The 19,475-nt window shown below is 42.7% G+C and carries 13 protein-coding genes and 1 pseudogene; 9 read left to right on the forward strand and 5 right to left on the reverse strand.

The features are described from left to right. The first annotated feature begins 15 nt into the window (after positions 1–15). The 3 genes from DOZ58_RS14685 to DOZ58_RS14695 all read left to right on the forward strand — a co-directional run bounded on the left by DOZ58_RS14685 (position 16) and on the right by DOZ58_RS14695 (position 3,006). Positions 16–639 (forward strand): DUF47 domain-containing protein, encoded by a 624-nt coding sequence (locus tag DOZ58_RS14685; RefSeq protein ID WP_111888980.1) that lies wholly within the window; start codon positions 16–18, stop codon positions 637–639. A 185-nt stretch (positions 640–824) separates the two neighbouring features. After that, positions 825–2,642 (forward strand): S8 family serine peptidase, encoded by a 1,818-nt coding sequence (locus DOZ58_RS14690; protein ID WP_242988518.1) that lies wholly within the window; start codon positions 825–827, stop codon positions 2,640–2,642. A 106-nt stretch (positions 2,643–2,748) separates the two neighbouring features. After that, complete coding sequence (locus DOZ58_RS14695; RefSeq protein WP_111888981.1) at positions 2,749–3,006, forward strand: hypothetical protein; 258 nt, start codon at positions 2,749–2,751, stop codon at positions 3,004–3,006. Positions 3,007–3,101: 95 nt separating this feature from the next. Here DOZ58_RS14695 and DOZ58_RS14700 read toward each other — a convergent pair whose 3' ends face one another. Beyond that, complete coding sequence (locus DOZ58_RS14700; RefSeq protein WP_111888982.1) at positions 3,102–4,520, reverse strand: sigma-54-dependent Fis family transcriptional regulator; 1,419 nt, start codon at positions 4,518–4,520, stop codon at positions 3,102–3,104. 468 nt (positions 4,521–4,988) lie between these two features. Here DOZ58_RS14700 and DOZ58_RS14705 point away from each other — a divergent pair, with 468 nt between their 5' ends. The 6 genes and pseudogenes from DOZ58_RS14705 (at position 4,989) to DOZ58_RS14730 (ending at position 14,502) form a co-directional block, all read left to right on the forward strand. Further along, positions 4,989–5,909 (forward strand): tetrahydromethanopterin S-methyltransferase subunit H, encoded by a 921-nt coding sequence (locus DOZ58_RS14705; protein WP_111888983.1) that lies wholly within the window; start codon positions 4,989–4,991, stop codon positions 5,907–5,909. 42 nt (positions 5,910–5,951) lie between these two features. Next, the gene (locus DOZ58_RS14710; RefSeq protein WP_242988519.1) at positions 5,952–7,520 is read left to right on the forward strand and encodes a BCCT family transporter; all 1,569 of its coding nucleotides are present in this window, start codon (positions 5,952–5,954) and stop codon (positions 7,518–7,520) included. 14 nt (positions 7,521–7,534) lie between these two features. Then, positions 7,535–8,977, forward strand: a pseudogene (locus DOZ58_RS14715) (trimethylamine methyltransferase family protein); the annotation flags it as partial. Between the two features lie 30 nt (positions 8,978–9,007). Continuing rightward, entirely contained in the window at positions 9,008–9,655 is a 648-nt protein-coding gene (locus DOZ58_RS14720) for a B12-binding domain-containing protein (RefSeq protein ID WP_111888985.1), read from the forward strand. Positions 9,656–9,758: 103 nt separating this feature from the next. Then, positions 9,759–11,219 (forward strand): BCCT family transporter, encoded by a 1,461-nt coding sequence (locus DOZ58_RS14725; RefSeq protein ID WP_305781825.1) that lies wholly within the window; start codon positions 9,759–9,761, stop codon positions 11,217–11,219. 382 nt (positions 11,220–11,601) lie between these two features. Further along, positions 11,602–14,502, forward strand: coding sequence for a methyl-accepting chemotaxis protein (locus tag DOZ58_RS14730; RefSeq protein WP_242988520.1), 2,901 nt, complete (start codon positions 11,602–11,604; stop codon positions 14,500–14,502). A 192-nt stretch (positions 14,503–14,694) separates the two neighbouring features. On the opposite strand, the gene DOZ58_RS18720 is transcribed toward DOZ58_RS14730, so the two are convergent. The 4 genes from DOZ58_RS18720 to DOZ58_RS14750 form a co-directional block, all read right to left on the reverse strand. Next, positions 14,695–15,915, reverse strand: coding sequence for an SHOCT domain-containing protein (locus DOZ58_RS18720; RefSeq protein WP_204355419.1), 1,221 nt, complete (start codon positions 15,913–15,915; stop codon positions 14,695–14,697). A gap of 148 nt (positions 15,916–16,063) precedes the next feature. Next, positions 16,064–17,656, reverse strand: coding sequence for an FMN-binding glutamate synthase family protein (locus tag DOZ58_RS14740; protein WP_111888986.1), 1,593 nt, complete (start codon positions 17,654–17,656; stop codon positions 16,064–16,066). A 312-nt stretch (positions 17,657–17,968) separates the two neighbouring features. Further along, a complete protein-coding gene (locus tag DOZ58_RS14745; RefSeq protein WP_111888987.1) occupies positions 17,969–18,658 on the reverse strand; it encodes a DUF4956 domain-containing protein in 690 nt (229 codons plus the stop codon). 12 nt (positions 18,659–18,670) lie between these two features. Further along, complete coding sequence (locus tag DOZ58_RS14750) at positions 18,671–19,462, reverse strand: polyphosphate polymerase domain-containing protein (RefSeq protein WP_111888988.1); 792 nt, start codon at positions 19,460–19,462, stop codon at positions 18,671–18,673. Positions 19,463–19,475: the final 13 nt, after the last annotated feature.

The following is a 19,475-nucleotide window of genomic DNA, read 5'->3' on the forward strand; positions in this document are numbered from 1 at the left end:
AGGGAGAATAGAATAATGGAAAAAAGAAATATTATTGATCGGATTTTTCCGATTAAGTATCATTTTCATCAGATGCTGTTGATGCAGGCGCAAAGCAATGCATCCGGGGTGGAAGCCCTGTACAATTGGTTGAATAGTAGTGCCGACAAAGACAGCCAGGCATTGTTGGACTGCGTTAAAGAAGCGGACACCATTCGGATGGAGATGGAAAAAAACCTGACCGAAGCATTTGTTACCCCCTTTGACCGCGGTGATATTTACTCGATATCAGTTGGTATGAATCGAGTTCTAAAATATGCCCAATCAACCCTGGTTTCAATGAAGACCTTTGATGTGAAAGCCAATGATACCATTATCAGTATGGTTGAACAATTAAAAAGAGGGGTAGAAATTTTTGCCGAAGCAGTCAGCGATCTGAAAAAGAATCATGGTAAGTCGGAAGAAGCGGTGGTTAAAATGCGAGCGACCCACCGAGAAATTGAAAAGCTCTACATGGATGGTATGGTGTTTGTATTTGCCGGGGCTGATCCAATGACAGCGATAAAAAAACGCGAAGTCTATCATCATATCAAAGATGCGTCAACAAACCTGGAGGAAACGGTGGATGTGTTGCACCGGATTATTGTCCGATTGTCCTAGTGAGTAGTAGGAACACAGCGTTTAATATTAAAATCCTTAAGCATTATCTGAAATGATAGCAGAATATAAAGAACTTATGTTATAGTAATATATCCTAAATAGAGCAGATACGACAGAAATAAAGCATTACATCATAAAAGGATGATAAGAACAAAACCATACCAGCGGTGCGAAGGGTGAACAGCATGAATAATAAATTGTTAAAAATAACACGATGGCTGGCAATAATGATTGTTTTCTTCTTGCTGTTTCCAGCGGGAAGTCAAGCAGAAGACTTAGTTAATCCGGGTAGTCAATCCGTTTTGAAGACAACACCGGATGATCAGAGTATGTCGTTAAACGAAGGATTACAACAGGGAAGCGAAACACCCACTGAGATCAAAACCTTAGAACAGATACCAGAGATTAATACCGATGAAAACCTGGATCAGCAGATCGTTGTTATTTATAAAGAGGGTGGGGAAGATAATGTTAAAGACCTGGCTTTAACGGCCGAAACGGTTGTTGCCGGTGAGCAGGTCTCCAATCGGGTGGATCTTATTGAAGTCAGCGAAGAAACAGATGCAGAGGCCATGATGGCGAATCTGGCACAAAATCCTAATGTGTTGGCAGTGGATAAAAACGACAAAATCGAAGTGAGCGCCCTTCCTAGCGATCCCTATGTGGTGAGTGGTGCCGCCTGGCAGTTTAGTCGGATTGGTGCTGACCAGACCTGGGATCAGATTTCGAACGCTGACCCAGTAGTGGTGGCGGTCATTGATACCGGTTTAAATCTTAGTCATCCAGATCTTATCGGCAATACCGTTACGGGATATGATTTTGTAGCCGGAAAGCCCCAGGTTGTCGATTTGTCAGGTCACGGGACTGCGGTTAGCGGATGCATTGCAGCCGTTACTAATAATGGCGTTGGCACTGCCGGGATCTCCGGATTAGCCAATATAAAAATTGCCCCCTACCGGGCGGGTGGTACATACAGTGGCGATACTAAGCTGGACGTGGCTTATATTTGTGCGGCACTACTCGAAGCGGCAAAGCGGCCAGAGGTTAAGGTAATTAATTTGAGTTTTGGTGGTTATGGAACCTTTTCTTCTCTGGCGGTGGCTGTCAATGAGGCTGTCAGCGCCGGGAAAATCGTGGTGGCGGCTTCAGGAAATGAAGGCGAATCCTGGAATGTCCGGGTGGGTCAGTATTCCTACCCGGCATCTTACGACCATGTCATTTCAGTGGGAGCCATCAATAAGGACAATCTCCGGGCTTCGTTTTCGCAATACAATGACCGGGTGGATTTGTGTGCTCCGGGTCAATCTGTTTTAACCACCGCCAAAAGCGGCGGGTACGAGTATGCCAGTGGTACCTCTTTTTCCAGTCCCATTGTCGCTGGAGCCTGTGCGGTGCTGATCGCAGCCGATCCCAGTTTAACGGCTGAAACAGTTGAGACCATTCTTAAAAGCACGGCCCTGGATTTAGGAACAGCAGGCAGTGATTCTTACTATGGCAGCGGCTTGATTCAGTTAAATACAGCAGTAGCCTCGATCACTTCTAATGAAACAACAGGCATTACCTATCGCACTCATGTCCAGAATGTGGGCTGGCAAGGCTGGCGAAGTGATGGCCAGAGCAGTGGCACTTCCGGTCAGTCGTTACGGCTGGAAGGCATCGAAATCAAGACCGATAAATTAGGTTATAATCTTGGCATTGAATACCAGACTCATGTTCAAAATATTGGCTGGCAGGGTTTTAAAAGTGACGGCCAAACCAGTGGAACCTACGGTCAATCGCTACGATTAGAGGCCATTCAAATTCGGCTCACCGGAGCGGACGCACCCAACTATGATGTTTATTACCGGGTTCACAGTCAGAACTATGGTTGGCTGGACTGGGCTAAAAATGGCGCAAGTTCAGGAACGCAAGGGAAGGGCTTAAGGCTTGAAGCTATCGAAATAAAAGTTGTCCCCAAAGATGCTGCGCCGCCGGGATCAACTAGTCGACCGTTTGTTATATAAAAAATAATAAGTGGTTAAATTTTGAATAAAGTTGACTAACGGGGGTAAACTATCTAATAGAGATCAAATAGTGATCAAGTAAATATTAGGAAAGGAGTATCTGGAGATGATTATTACCTGGGACAATATCAGTGAAGTGAACCGCCGCATTAAAGAGCGCGATCTGGACTACAAGGTTCATTTAAGTGATGCCTGTGGCGGACAGAGCATGTGGATAGAAGCTTTGAATAAGGATAATCGTTTTGACAATTTGGATGATTTGAACGGTTTGATACAGGATTACTTTTTGGAGATTCATGCCGATGTAGAGTTCAGCTGGGACAAAAAATCCTTTTGGTCAAAAGATCGTTCCCTGATATTTTGATTGGAAGTCGTTTTAATTATAATTAATGGGGTGACCCATACAAATTGAGACACCACAAACAAGGAGCGTTTCCGGGCCCCTTGCTTGTGGTGTTGCTATTTTTTGACATATTTATTAACCAGACGATAAGCGGTGGTTTGGCTTAAGCCCAAAGAATCGGCCAGATCGTTTATATTGTCGTAAATTTCATAATAGTCTTCAATAATTCCGCGTTTATAATTTTCCACCAGATCATCAAAAATGATTTTCTTTTTATTAATACTTTCTTTTGTTACAAAGGCAGCTACCTGTTCAGGCAATTTGTCACTGCCAATAACACTGCCAAGACTCATGACTGCCATTTGCTCGACGGCATTTTTTAGCTGACGGACATTTCCCGGCCAGTCATATTGGATCAAGGCTTCAATAACCGGATTAGAAAAAACCTTGTTCTGATTATACTTTTTATTGTATTCCTTTAGATAATACTGGGCAATGGGGAAAATATCATCCCGCCGCTCCCGTAGTGATGGTACCGTTTGGGTGATCCCATTGATGCGCCAATACAAGTCTTCCCGAAAGACGTTTTTGGCGACCTGTTCTTCCAGATTTTTATTAGTGGCGGTAATAATTCGGGTGTTGACCATTTTTTTCTCTAATCCCCCTACCGAAGTAAAGCGCTGGTTCTCCAGGAAATCCAGGAGTTTGACCTGAATATTAGGTTGGAGTTCTCCGATTTCATCAAGAAACAAGGTACCGTGATTGGCCATTTCTACCAATCCCTTTTTGCCTTTGGGGCTGGCGCCGGTGAAGGCATAGGGAACATACCCAAAGAGTTCGCTTTCAATAAGATTGTCGGGAATCGAAGCACAATTGATGGAAATAAAGGGATTGGCTTTGCGGGGGCTGCAATCATGAATAAATTTGGCAATCAGACTTTTACCTACCCCACTTTCACCCAGCAGTAAAATCGGAATATCCGATTTGGCGGCCTTCTTCAATTTGTGCAGAGTCTGGTAGAGAATATAACTGCGACCAACAATATTGTTACTCGCTTTGGTCCGCTCTTCCCGAGAGCCCTTTTTATCTTTAATCTCATCATCGGTTAATTTTTCCTGATTCAGGTAATCCAGATCAAACTCAACAAAAGATTCCCGCTTTAGGGTGTTATAAACCAGCATAACCAATTCGTGATCAGGATTATAAAGCGGTGTCGTAATGGTAATGTGCTCTTCGTCGGTCAGGAGAGAGCGCTGTCGGGAGATAATCGTGTGTTTTTTTTCAATGGCAGTGGCAGTGGACGGCGGTGTCCAGAAGCCCTGGAAGGAGGTTAAAAAATTAAGTTTCCACATTTTTTCTGCCGGAATCCCATGGTACTCCAGACAGGCCGGATTGGCGTAAAGAACATTACCATCCTTATCGGTTACGGTGACTTCAATAAAACTGTTTTCCAAGATATCCAGAAAAAATTCACTGGAAAGGGTTTTTAGATAGTCCGCATATTCCGGACTATGGTTCATTTCGTTTGTTATCATGCTATTTCCTCGTTCTTATATTTATATTGGGGTCTTTATTGCCTGTTTTTTATTTAAGAGTACATCAATCAATCATTCTTATCAGTTAAAATCGTTTTCATCACTACAACTTGATGATAAATCAAATGATTCGAATTAACAAGAGCAAAAAAACAGTTATTTCCAATAATGAAAAAATAAAAGCTAACTTTTTCATTATTGGAAATAATATTTGCGTTACGAAAGACGGCAAATAGCCAGTTGATCGAAATAAGCGCTTTTATTCATGTTGGCACGATTATTGCGATATATAACAGCAAGAATTAACATAACATCTCGTAAATAAGTAAGAAAGGAGAAAAGTGTAATCGTTTAGGCTGCGAGAAAGAAAAAACAGGGTCCATGACTAATACAGACAGGAATAGGACAATTGTTTTTTATGTTGTGAATTTTGCAATAATTAATTATAAGTTTATGAAGGAGACAAAAATGTTTAGATTTACAGCAGATCAGTTTGTTTATGATATTAATGGAACTAAGATTGGTGGACAGCCTGGGGAGTATCCCACCGTTTTAATTGGGAGTATTTTTTATCGCGGTCATAAGATAACCAAAGATTCAGAAAAAGGGTTGTTTGATGAAACAGCAGCCAAAGATTTACTGGATAAAGAAGCGGAACTATCAGCCGAAACCGGTAATCCCAGAATTGTCGATGTATTAGGGGATACCGAGGTCGCTCTGACCAAACATGTCGAGTTTGTCCTAAAGCACACCACTTCTCCAATTTTGCTTGACAGCCCCAGCCCGGAGGTGCGAATTGAAACACTCAAACATTTTGCTAACGATCCAGTGGCGATGAGTCGAATTATTTACAACTCATTGGAAGAAAGTTGTACCGAGCATGAGTTGGAAGTCATGAAAGAGTGTGGTGTTAAGACGGCGGTTGTTCTGGCCTTCAGTAAAAAACATTTACAGCCAGCCAAACGCGTGAAACTGCTGATCGGCGATGAAAAAAACGAAGGGCTGTTGACCAAGGCTAAACGAGCTGGTGTTGAGCAATTTCTGATTGATCCCGGGGTTCTGGATGTTGCCAGTAGCAGTTGGACGGCCATGGCAATCCGAGATATTAAAGAACAACATGGTTTTCCCGGTGGATGTGCTTCATCGAACGCCCTCTATTTATGGAAAAAAATGCGATCAAAAGGCAGTCCTTATTTTGAAGCGGCCGGCGCTTCGGTCTTTACTTTTCCATTGACTCACGGTGCTGATTTTATTTTATATGGACCAATGGCCAATGCCGCCTGGGTGTATCAAGCCGCTGCGACCACCGATGCGATGTTGTCTTATTGCAATAAGATCACCGGAACAAAACTGGGGACACTGGAAACACCGCTGATGAAAATTTTCTAAAAACTTTGAACCAAATCTAAAATAAGAGGAGGAGTAACTAAAATGCAAGAAAAAACGACAAAGAATCGAACAGTGTTGTATATTTCAGCAGCAATCGCTATCGTTTTTGTATTAGCTAGTATGCTTTTTACTGAAGGTACTACAGCCGTATTTAATCTGTTAAATTCATTTATTACAACGTCTTTTGGATGGTTGTATTTATTGGCAGTCGGGATATTTATTGTGTTTGCCATCGGTGTTGCCATCAGTCCATTTGGAAAAATTATATTGGGTAAGGATGATGATAAACCTGAATTTACTAACTTCCAATGGTTTTCAATGTTATTTGGCGGTGGGATGGGAATTGGTTTGGTATTCTGGTCGGTATCGGAACCGATTATGCATTATCTGAGTCCGCCCGTTGGAGAAGGGGGAACTCAGGCAGCAATGGAAATAGCCATGCGAACCACCTTCTTCCACTGGGGATTGCATCCATGGGTAGTCTTTGCAATTGGCGGTTTGGGACTGGCATATTTTCAATTTAGAAAAGACTTGCCATTCTTGATCAGTTCAGCTTTCTATCCATTGATTGGTGAAAAAATACATGGACCAATCGGTAAAACGATCGACATTCTGGCAGTTTTTGCAACAATTTTCGGTGTCGCAACAAGCTTGGGTTTTGGAGCAACTCAAATTGCTACTGGTTTGCAATACATATGGGGGATTCAATCCTCGCCAATGGTGATTTCGATCATTATTGCTGTGATGACAGCAATCTTTACTTTAGCAACAATATCAGGACTGCATAAGGCAATGCAAGTCGCAGCTAATATAAAAATCTGGCTTTCAATTGGATTTATGGTTTTTATCTTTATTTTTGGCGGCAGCGTGTTTATTTTAAATAATTTCACGAATTCATTAGGCGCTTATCTGCAGAACATTGTCGGTCAAACTTTCTGGATGGGGAATGTTGAATGGTTAAACGGCTGGACCGTCTTCTATTGGGCATGGTGGATTGCCTGGGCTCCATTTGTGGGACAGTTCGTTGCACGTGTATCTAAAGGCAGAAGCATTCGCGAATTTATTTTAGCCGTAGCCTTACTTCCTTCTGGTTTTTCTCTGATTTGGATTGCAATTTACGGCGGTGCTGCATTTAATTTAAATGCAATCTCCGGTGGCGCAATCGAAGCGGCAGTTAGTGCCGATTATACCACCGCACTATACGCTCTTTTGCAACAATTACCACTCTATGGCATTACGTCAATCCTAGCGATTTTCCTGATTTTAATCTGCTTTGTTGGAGCAGCGAACTCAGCAACCTATGTTTTAGCGATGCTGACATCAGACGGAGATATGGATCCGGACAAAAAATTAAGAGGTGGCTGGGGTATTGCCCAGGGCCTAATCACCATTATGTTAATTCTTGTGGGTGGAACTTCAGCCTTAAAAGCCTTGCAAACAGCGTCAATTGTCGCGGCATTCCCCTATATGCTGGTTATGATTGTGATGTGTTTTAGTATTCTTAAAGCGCTAAAAGCTGACTATGCTGAAACCCAGTTAAAACTTAATAAAAATGGATTTAAAGAAACGGGCGAAAGCCTACTGGCAGCAGATGTTTCAAACAAAGGTTAAAAAATTTAGAAAAGAGGTATTACAATATGTTACCAAAATTTGATGTCTTGACAGATGAACAAATTGATAAGATTCATAAAAACAGCCTGAAAATTCTTCAGGAAATTGGTGTTGAATTCTCTTATGATCCAGCTATTGAAGTGTTTAAAAAACATGGTCAGCGGGTTGAAGGTCATCGGGTATTTTTAGATCCGGACTTTGTCGAGAACATGGTTGAAAAAGCACCCGCTCAATTTACCCTCCATGCCCGTAATCCCAAGCACAATTTAATTTGTGGTGGCAAAAACATTATGTATATGCCCGGTTATGGGGCACCCTTCGTCTATGATGCCGATGGCGGCAAACGGGATGCCACGATGGAAGATTACAACAATTTTGTTAAACTGGCCGGAGCCAGCAAAAACTTGCACATGACCGGCGGGACCGTGGTTGAACCAAGTGATGTTGAAGATGAGATCAGACATTTAAAAATGGCTTATAGTCATATCATTAATTCAGATAAATGTTTTATGGGCAGTTCTTCTGGTTATGAACACGCCCGAGATTGCATTGAATTAACGGCAGTCCTCCATGGCGGTTTGGATGTGATTAAGGAAAAACCAGCCCTGATCTGCTTAGTTAACTCGGTGACGCCCCTTAAATATGATGACCGGATGCTTGGTGGATTAATGGCCTATGCCGAAGCTGGACAGCCGATGGTAATTGCTTCACTGGTTATGGCAGGATCAACCGGTCCGGCAACGCTGGCTGGAGCCATGTCGCTTCAGAATGCGGAAGTACTGGCCGGGATTACCCTGACTCAGTGCATTAATCCGGGGACACCAGTGGTTTATGGCTCAACCTCGGCAGTAACCGATATGTCAACCGGATCGTTATCGATCGGAAATCCGGAGAATGCCTTGTTTACATCAGCCAGTGCCCAGTTCTCACGATTCTACGGCGTACCATGCCGAGGTGGCGGGGGCTTAACTGATGCTAAAACTGTTGATGCTCAGGCTGGTTATGAATCGATGATGGTTCTCTTTGCCGCCAGCACCACAGGAGTGAATTTCGTTCTGCATACAGCCGGAATTCTTCAATACTACATGGCGATGTCTTATGAAAAGTTTATGGTCGACGATGAAATCGCCGGGATGGTGCTACGTTACCTCAAAGGATTTGATACTGATAGTGATGAAAAAATGGCCTATGATGTGATTGAAACGGTTGGCCCAGGTGGTCACTTCCTGACGCAGAAACACACTCGTAAGAACTTTAAGACAGAATTTTTCAGACCTGCACTGAGTGACCGTCAATCCTTTGATGGCTGGTCAAAGGATTCGCTTGATACCAATCAACGGGCAAAATTAAAATGGCAGGAAGTTCTGGCCAGTTACACTCCGCCTGAACTGGATCCGGTAATCAAAGAAAAAGTTGAAGCATTCATTGAAAAACGATCGAAAGAATTATTGAAATAAAAAATATTAAAAGAAAAAAGGAGAAAAATAATGAACCCAATATTTGAAGAAATTAAAGATGCAATTGTCGATGGTGATGAGGATTTAGCAATTGAGCTGGCCGAAAAGGTTGTTGCCGAAAAAATCGATCCGGTTCAGGCGGTACAGCTTGGTTTTATTAAAGGAATTGAAGAAGTTGGGGCAGCGTGGACCAGTGGCGAAGCCTTTCTACCCGATGTAATGATGGCCGCTGATGCCATGAAAGCGGGAATGGATGTGCTGGAAGATGTTCTGGCAGCAGGAGAAGGCGAAGGCGCTTATGAAGATAAGGGTAAGATTGTTCTTGGCACCGTCGAAGGGGATATCCACGATATCGGGAAAAATATTGTCGGCGCGCTATTAACCTCTGCTGGTTTTAAAGTCTATGATATCGGCATCGATCAGAAGGCTGAAGACTTTGTAGCCAAAGCAGATGAGATTGGGGCTAAGATTATCGCTGCCAGCGCATTATTGACAACTACGATGAAGTCTCAAAAAGTACTGGTCGAATATCTGGATCAAAAAGGCTTGCGTGATCAATATAAAATTATCATTGGTGGCGGACCAACCAGTGAAAAATGGGGTGAAGACATTGGTGCTGATGGTTGGGCCGAAACAGCCGATGAAGCCGTGGAACTCTGCAAACAACTACTGGGATAGAAAAAAAGATGATACAATAAAGAATTATTACAGAACAGGTGCCAGAATTTTATTAAAATTTTGGCGCCTTTCTATCATATAACGAAGTAGAAAGGAAGTGAATATGATGGTATTTTACATATCAATTGGTCTTATTCTGCTGTTTCTCATTTTTGGTTTTTTATTTCCGGAACAATTGCTGGAGATTACCAGTCAGATGTTTTCTTTTATCACCAATGATTTGGGCTGGCTTTATCTGGCAACGGTTCTGGGAATCTTAATTTTTTCTCTTTATCTGGCGTTTGGCAGGTTTGGAAAAATTCGCCTGGGTAGTGATGATGATCGTCCCGAGTATTCGAATTTTTCCTGGTTTGCCATGCTCTTTAGTGCTGGTATGGGGATTGGGCTGGTTTTCTGGGGTGTTGCTGAACCGGTTTTTCATTATGCCGAACCGCCGATGGGGATTGAACCGTCCTCTACTGAGTCAGCCATGATGGCTTTTCGCTATACTTTTTTACATTGGGGGCTTCACCCCTGGGCGATTTATGCTATCGTCGGATTGGCGCTGGCTTATGTTACCTTTCGAAAAAAAATGCCGTGTTTAATCAGTTCAACCCTCTACCCCCTGCTGGGTGAAAAGACCAAGGGGCCGATTGGACAGGGGATTGATATCCTGGCCTTGATTTTAACAGTAATTGGCGTTGCCACCTCCTTGGGGATGGGAGCCTTGCAAGTAAATGGTGGTTTAAATACCCTCTTTAATGTTCCCAACTCAATCGGCAGCCAGGTTATTATTATCGCTGTTATTACGGTTTTATTTTTAATCTCCGCGGCAACCGGTATCGATAAAGGCATAAAAATACTCAGCAACACCAATATTATTATTGCTGTGTTGCTGTTGCTGTTTTTATTTTTATTTGGTCCAACCGTTTTTATTCTCGACACCTTCTTTGTCAGTCTTAGCGGTTATATTCAGAACTTACTGCCAATGAGTTTGGCCTTATCACCGTTTGAAAAAGATCCCTGGGTTGGCGCATGGACGATTTTTTATTGGGCCTGGTGGCTTTCCTGGGGGCCGTTTGTGGGAACCTTTATTGCTCGAATATCGAAAGGCCGAACGGTGAAAGAATTTATTCTGGGTGTGATTATTCTGCCCGCCGTTTTTTGCTGTCTCTGGTTTACCGTTTTTGGCGGAACGGCCTTGTATTTCGAAATCTTTGTGGGTGTTGATATTGTTTCCCAGGTTATAAATGATATGACGGTGGGTTTGTTTGCCACCTTATCTTATTTGCCGATGGGGAAAATCGTCTCCTTTGTTGCAACGATACTGATTGTCACATTCTTTGTAACATCGGCAGATTCAGCAACTTTTGTCATCAGTATGTTCTCTCGAAACGGGGATTTGAATCCGGATACTAAAATTAAAATGATCTGGGGGACCTTGTTGTCATTAATGGCGATTGTACTGCTTTTTAGTGGTGGACTGGTCGCCATGAGAAATACCTCCATTATTATGGCACTGCCATTTTTAGGCATTATTATTTTAATGTGTGTGGCTATTTTTAAAGCGTTTAATAATGAATAGAAGATATAAAAGTTGACTTATTTAACGGGTAGAATAAGTGACTAAAGTTAATGAAGGACTTATCGTTTAGTTTAGCAAATCGTTTTCGCTATGAGTGAAAGTACTGTTTAACAACTTCGACTAGAAGTTTGTCTTTTATAAAAAATTTAACATAAATGCATTGCTGATAAGAACTACCATAATATATAATGAGTGAAATAAATTTAGAGTCATCGAAGCAAAAGAAAGAGGTTGAGGTTTGAAAGGGAATAAAAGTCATTTGAGAAAATCAAAGTCTATTCGGACAAGGCTGTTAATTGTACCACTGATTTGCGTACTGGCAGGGGTCTTTTTAATTGGTGCAATATCTTCGTATTTGACCAGAGACAGCTTGTTGGCTGAAATGAGAGAGAATGGATTTTCATCATCGCAGCGTTTTGTTGATCGAATTGAAGACAATACTGAAGCCGTTAAAACCATGAATGAAATGCTAGAAACCCAGATTCGCAGTGTCGGAAATATCATTTTTGCCAATCGGGACCGGGTCAACGATGAATATTTAACACAGTTGTCGGAACAAACCGGAATTAATCCCATTTATCTGTATAATCCGACAGGAACTATTTTTAATGCCGCTTACGGTGAATATATGGGATGGACAGTCCCCGCCGATCACCCCATTCATGATTTTATGGTCAGCGGGGCAACAGAACTGATGGAAGAAATCCGAGCTGACAGTGAAACCGGTAATCTGTTTAAATATGGTTATGTGCGAAATAGTAGCGGTGAATTTATTCAAGCTGGAGTATCGGCTGATCGGGTGCTGGAATTAACTGAAAAATTCGGGTATCAGGCCTTGATTGATGAATTGGTGTCGGACGAGAGCATTGTTTATGCGAGCTTTATTGACAGAGATTTGATCGGCGTGGCGGATAACAACAAGGATGACATTGGCGAAAGTTATCAGGACGATGAGACCATAAAAAAGGTCGCGCTTGATGGTGAAATGAGTGCCAAAGAGTTTTTTGATGAAGTGGAAAATGCCAACGTTTATGATGTCTTATATCCCGTTGTGATCAATGGGGAACTCGAAGGGGCTTTGAATATAGGCTATTCGATGAATAATGTTCAAGCCGCAATCACAAAAAATATTATGCTCATTGCTCTGGCGGGATTGTTTGTTTTTCTCATTTTGGGAGTAATCTTATATAAACTGTCAACGTCAATCACCAAACCCATTGCCAGTGTGAACCATATGATCAAAGAGATGGGAAAAGGTCATCTGGGCATTCGCCTAAACATGGATGCACAAGACGAGATTGGTGAAATGGCCATGACCATGGATACCTTTGCTGATGAACTTCAGAATGTTGTCATTGGCACGATGAATCAGATTTCTTCGGGTGATGTTTCAGCCGATATTGAAGAAAAAGACGAATTGGACGAAATTACCCCGGCCTTAAAACACACCATCAAAACCATCCGCGGCTTAATTGAGGAAGCAACCCGCCTGTCTCAAGCTGCTGTGGCCGGTAAGCTCGAGACAAGAGGTAATACAAAGGCTTTTGAAGGTGGTTTTAAAGATATTGTTGAAGGCGTCAATGCCACGCTTGATGCTGTGGTTGGACCGATCAATACGGCAGCGGAATATGTGGATCGGATTGGAAAAGGAGAAATTCCGGAAAAAATTACGCAAACTTATGCCGGCGACTTTGATAAACTCAAGCTAAGTATCAACGCCTGTATTGATGGCTTGGGGGCCCTGAAAGAAGGGAATCGCGTGTTGTCATTAATGAGTCAGAATGACTTAAGTCAGAGTATTGATACGCACTATCTGGGGATTTATGGAGAAATAGGCGAAGGGATTAATGCGGTTCACGGACAGCTGGTAAAAATTGTCAATATTGCGAATCATATTGAAGACGGCGAACTCAGTGACCTAAGAGAATTAAAATCCATTGGTAAACGAAGCGACAATGATACCCTGATTCCGAGCTTGATTGGTATGATGGAAAATATTGTTTTGCTGGTGGAAGAAACCCAAAAAATGACTGCTACGGCAGTCAAGGGGGATTTGCGTTTCAGAGGTGATCAAACACGCTTTACCGGGGAGTATGCAAAAGTCATTGAAGGATTCAACGAGACGTTGGATGCTGTAATTCGTCCAATCAGCGAAGCGTCAGAAACGCTAAAAGAGCTGGCGGCAGGCAATTTAAATACATCAATGCGCGGCGATTATCAGGGGGATCATGCCATTATTAAAGAAGATATGAACCAGACCATTGTTAATTTAAAGCGTTACGTCAATGAAATTACTTGTACCCTTGAAGAAATAAGCCGGGGAAACTTAGATCAAGAAATAACCTCTGTTTATACCGGCGACTTTCTGGCTATAAAAGAAGCGTTAAATGGTATTAGTTCCAGTCTAAGTACAACCATGACGGATATTGATGTGGCCGCAGCGCATGTAGAAATTGGTGCCAGACAGATTTCAGATGGGGGTCAGGCACTGGCTCAGGGAACCACTGAGCAGGCCAGCTCAATTCAGGAATTGACCGCTTCCATTGAAGAAGTAGCTGGTGAAACCAAGCAGAATGCCATCCGAGCGAGCGACGCCAATGAGCTGGCAGTAAGAGTCCGAAAAAATGCCGAAGTTGGTAATGGGCAAATGGCAAAAATGATTTCAGCGATGGGGGACATTGATGAATCGTCCAGTAATATTTCTAAAATTATTAAGGTCATCGATGATATCGCCTTCCAGACAAACATTCTGGCGTTAAATGCTGCGGTTGAAGCAGCCCGGGCCGGGCAGCATGGCAAAGGTTTTGCTGTCGTTGCTGAAGAAGTTAGAAGCCTGGCAGCACGGAGTGCCGAAGCCGCCAAAGAAACGACTGGACTCATTGAAGGATCGATCGAAAAGGTTGGAGTCGGGACGAAAATTGCCGATCAAACAGCAGAAAGTTTAAAAGAAATATTAGACGAAATTGAAAAGGTGACCAGTTTGGTGGGGAACATTGCCAGAGCTTCCAACGATCAGGCCGCCGAAATTGCCCAGATTACCCAGGGCATTGAGCAGGTTTCCGAGGTGGTTCAAACGAATTCAGCGACTGCCGAAGAAAGTGCTGCATCCAGTGAAGAATTATCGGGGCAGGCAGAAATGCTTAAGGTGATGGTCGGAGCCTTTAAGCTTAAGGATCAAACCAAGCAGAGAAATGAGAGCTACCTTGACAAGACTGATGATAAAAAAGAGGCGCGATCGCAGCCAAAGATTGTTTTAGACGACTTGGAACTTGATAAATACTAGAAACTAAAGTAGTCAATTGAAGAAGGCGATCAATCAAAGAGTACGCTTTTACGATACGAGTCAAGTATGTGTGTAGCATCTAGGTCGATAAAAAACAGAGACTATCCCTACAAGGGATAGTCTCTGTTCAGGCTGTCAAAAAAGATAACCGGCAATTGGTCGGTGCGGTAGTTTATTAACAACCTCCGCTGTTTATAATTTGGCCAGGAGTTGTTCTTTCTTCTGGTTGAATTCTTCCTCACTGATAATGCCCTTTTCTTTTAGAACCGCTAATTTTTCGATCAGCGCAATCGGATCTTCTTGAGCCGGTGGAGTGGCTTGAGGGACAGTTTCAAAGGCTTCAGAAGCGGACGAATCGGGAGCATCCGGGGTAACTTCAGCCGGCTTGTAGGTGTTATAAATCGCTTTAAGCCGCTCGGCTTCGCCAGCATAGAGGATGCTGATGGTTTCGATCGCATCGGCTGTTTTTATTTCAGTATCATTGGGGTTCATCCCCAGGGTGAGTGATAAATCCAGAAAAGAAACCGTGCTCAGTTGGGTGGTCAGAGACAAAATCTGGTCATAAGGAAAACTTTTTTTCGTCTCTAAATCGCGGTCATAGAGCACAATTTTGCGATTCGTACAGGTGATGAACTTTTTGGAAACCAGGCTACCCATCCCCCAGGCAAAATAGACCAGTTTTTCGTCGGGTTCTAGAAAGCTTTTAACAATTTCCAGGGTGGTGGGATCCAGTTTGGAAGCAATGAAAGCATCAACCTGGGCATCATCAATGACAAAATCATTGTTTTTCAGACGCCCGAGATATTCAGTCAAAGTGATGATGTCGATGGATTTGATTTCTTCGGCCGGGGTGGTGATCAGGGTGATGGCGTTAACAAGGAGGCTGCAGTGGGCATCGCCCTTATTAATGGTGATGCAAAAGAGCTTTTCACGGGGAATGGAGCCTATCGCAAAAAATGACGGGTTTTCCGGGAAAAGAATTTTAAAATAAAGATGACTGGTGGTGAGTAGGATTATCTGACCTTTGGAATCTTTGAATTGAAATAAGAACTGTTCCTGCATGGAATAGGTTGGAAAATTTTTTAAGACATTTTTCAAAGCTTTTTCGTCATTGGGGTACATCTCAATTTTGGTTGCAACGGGGCTGTTGGCAGGTAGCAAGAGTTTATCAGAGAAATTTCTGGTAAACATCGTGACCTCATCATCCCCGGCATTGATCAGTGGGCTGGCAGGAGCCTCCACCGGATTAAGCAGCTGCTCGACCAGGGTATCGGTATAGGTTTTGATTCGCTGATCCATTTCAGCTCTTAACCGTTCCTGTTCTTCTTTTTTAAGAGCTAAATCTGCTTGAATTGAATCAATACTTTCCTTGGCCAGATCGGTAACATCTTTAAATAGATCTTTTAGTCCCATGATTGGTCTCCTTTTGATTGATGAATTACTTTTTGATTAATTATTTTCATTTTACCTAAGGATGAGTAAAATAGCAAATTAAAACAGCCGCCTGAATCGATCTTTAAGATTAATTCAGACGGCTGAAAAAATATTTAGTTAAGGAGGACTAGCCTTTTAAAATAGAAAGTGCTTCTTCCCGGCCGCATTCCATCAGGTAAGGAATTCTGGTGACTTTAGCACATTCTTCAGTTAACGACATCAGTTCGTTGCGGGTGATGCTTTCAGTACTAAAACATCGGGCACCGGCCATTAATTGTTGTAAGCCAACCCGGATTTTGTCGGAGTAGCTGTAAATACCAATAGCCCCCAAGGGGATATTTTTAATTTCTTTGGCTCCAACGATGTCTTTGACCGCTTCGTAACAGACAAAAATTTCTTCTGGTGTGGAACCGAATTCGCTAACGGTTTTGGGCAGCTTATTTTCTTTGATCCATTGGTCAATGTTTTTACCAACCATCCCAGGAATCATCAGGGCACGGCCCATACAAACCGCTTTGACATAGGGTGCACCGAGGGCTAAGGCTTTGAAAACCCCGTCTTCACTACTGAATCCGCCGGCAAAGGCCAGGTCAGGAACGCGCTCGCCCTGGGATTCCAGAATCTGGGCAAATTCAACGGCTGCTGAATGCAGGTAAATGGAAGGCATCCCCCATTCTTCCATCATTCGCCAGGGACTCATGCCGGTTCCGCCGGGGGCACCATCAATGGTCAACAGGTCGATCTTAGCTTTTGAACACCATTTCATGGCCATTGCCAGTTCTCTTAAGCCATAGGCACCGGTTTTTAAGGTGATTCGTTTATAACCTAAGGCTCGTAAACGCTCAACTTCAGCCATAAAGCTTTCTTCACTGATAAAACCAAGACGACTGTGACGTTCAAATTCTTTAATGGCACCATCGTTAAAAGCGGCTTGAATAACTGGATCCATCGGGTCCGGGGTGACGATGTAGCCACGTTTTTGCAGTTCCATGGCTCGTTCGATGGTATTAACTTTGATTTCGCCACCGATACATTTAGCACCCTGGCCCCATTTCAGCTCAATGGTTTCAATGTTGTGTTTGTTGATGATGTATTCGGCCACGCCTAAACGAGTATCTTCAACATTCATTTGAATGAGAATTTCGCCCTTGCCGGAGTGATATCGTTTATAGGCTTCAATGCGGCGGTCCATGTCAGGAGCCTCAATAACCATATTGTTTTTGTTAAGAACCAGTCGGGGGTCAATCCCACAGACGTTTTCACCACAAACAATGGTAACACCAGAAATAGCGGCACCAACGGCGAAATGATCCCAGTTTTTGCGGGCGATTTCGGTGGAACCTAAAGCACCTGTAAAAATCGGAACAGCCATGGTCACTTTGCTATCCCAGCCATAGGCGCATTCGGTGCTGACATTTGGAAAACGGGCATTGTCAGGTGTGCCCACTTCGCCGTTAGGTAAACCTTTTGCACCGAGGGCATAACCCTGAATATTTAAATGAGAATAATCGACCGGATAATCCTTGTCACCACCGGCGGTTACATCACCGAAGGGACCTGGATAAATCAGTTCCCGGCCTCTGAAAGTGGCTTTGAAAACTTCACAATTACCCCGACATCCATCCACACAGCGTGAACAGATTCCAGAACAGGGTACAACACTTTTGGAACGGTTGAAAGTTTCGGTGGCATCGTTGCCATTGGGTCTTTGAAGATTCATTAATTTTCCCCCTTGAAAATTTTGGTTTTGTAAAACATGTAAATTTCTGTTGATAATTTGCACCTTTGAAAATTATCAATTTATCCTTATTCAGGACAAAAAACTTACTTTATCATTATAAATCAAATAAGAAGATTGTCAATAGAACCCCAATCTGAGCAAAGCAAAACGGATACAGTGACTTGATTATATTGTGTTGTTGTAGTAACGACAAAGATAAAAAAAAACAACCATTGCGCTATAAGTGTACTAATGTGGCGTACATTTATAGCACAATGGTACGTGTAAATAGCCCCATTTCGTGATAAAAAATTAAATATAAACTTTTTCATCAATGACTTCTGTATTAAGAACAATGCTTAAATTGCCGTTTCGACATCGTAATTTGTCAATGAATTCTTTTTGATCGGTATTATTTTTCAACGTAATGGTGTAGTTAATTTCAAAAAGAGAGCCAAAATCACTGGTTTTAACCCGCTGAATTTTGTGACTGCTCGTATAGTGCTTTAGAATATCATTAAAACAGTTCTGAAAATCAATATCTTCGGGGATCGTGATTTTTAACTGCATATTTTTAACCTTGGGTTTGCCATAGTTTGAGATGCTTAAGATTACCATCACCGTGCAGAGAATAATCGCAAAGATAGCCCCATATAAAATGTAACCCATACCGCAGGCAAGACCTACCGCCAGGGTAAAGAACACATAAGAGATATCAATGGGATCTCCCGGGGCACTTCGGAAACGGATCAAGCTGAAAGCGCCAGCCAGACTGAAGGCCCGGGCAACGTTATTGCCGACTAATAAAATGATGATAGAAATAATTGCCGGCAGCATAATCAATGTGACCACAAAGCCTGGGGAATAGCCGTCTTTGCCTCGGGTCCGGACATAGACGAAGCTGATAAACAAACCCATCGCCAGAGCGGCGAAAATGACGCTTAAGGTGCTCTCAATCGTTAGGGTTTCGGTCAGGGTGGTGGAAAAAAGTGATTCAATCATGAGTGGTCTCCTTTAGTTATTAACACAGGGTGTCAATTTGCTATTGATCTGATCATTAGTGTAAATGGGAAGGTTAATCAACTTGCCAATACTTTGCTGGCGGTAATCCTTATAAGCTTTTCCGTATTTGGAAAAACTGCTGCTGTAAATTTCTAATTCGGTTAAGGCGTGAGTCAGCCAGAGAGGAATGGCTCCCAGAATTTTTATCTCCATCAGATAGTGATCGGCTGGGATAAGAGAATGTCCGAAATCTCCTTTTTCGAGGGACAGACTATGCTGTCGACTTTTCAGATTGTAGTCAAAGGTCACTCGGAGCTCAGGGTCGTTTTTTCCGACAAAAGCAATCCGCTGATAGCCGATGTAGGTCTTGGGCGTGACCAGATGATTTTTTAAGAAAAACTCAATCTCTTCCAGGACCAGCCGATTTATGGTATTAAGTTCTTTGGGGTATTCCAGCTTTGAAACAAAACGGGATGCTTCATTAAGACGAAGGATCGCCCGCCGTTTATTGACAACACCGCCGATTTTCTTTTTGAGTTCCAGGAAAACCTGATCATCGGGAGATGTGGGGATCGTATAGCTTCGCAAACGAAGCTTTTCCTTGTAATAGGGTTTGGCAAGGGAATGGCGGATAATGTCGTAATTTTCGGTGTCATAATAGATATTGTAAATGGAATAGCCGTCATTTTTTTTTGTATAGTCATCGGGTTTCATCTGGGTTAAAAGCAAAGGCATCAGTTGTTTGAGTTGGCTAGCACTTAACTGATATTTATTTTCAAAGCGTTTAAAAGTTTTTGTGATCATGATAGTACCTCCA

The organism is Acetobacterium sp. KB-1 (assembly GCF_003260995.1).
GTDB lineage: Bacteria > Bacillota > Clostridia > Eubacteriales > Eubacteriaceae > Acetobacterium > Acetobacterium carbinolicum.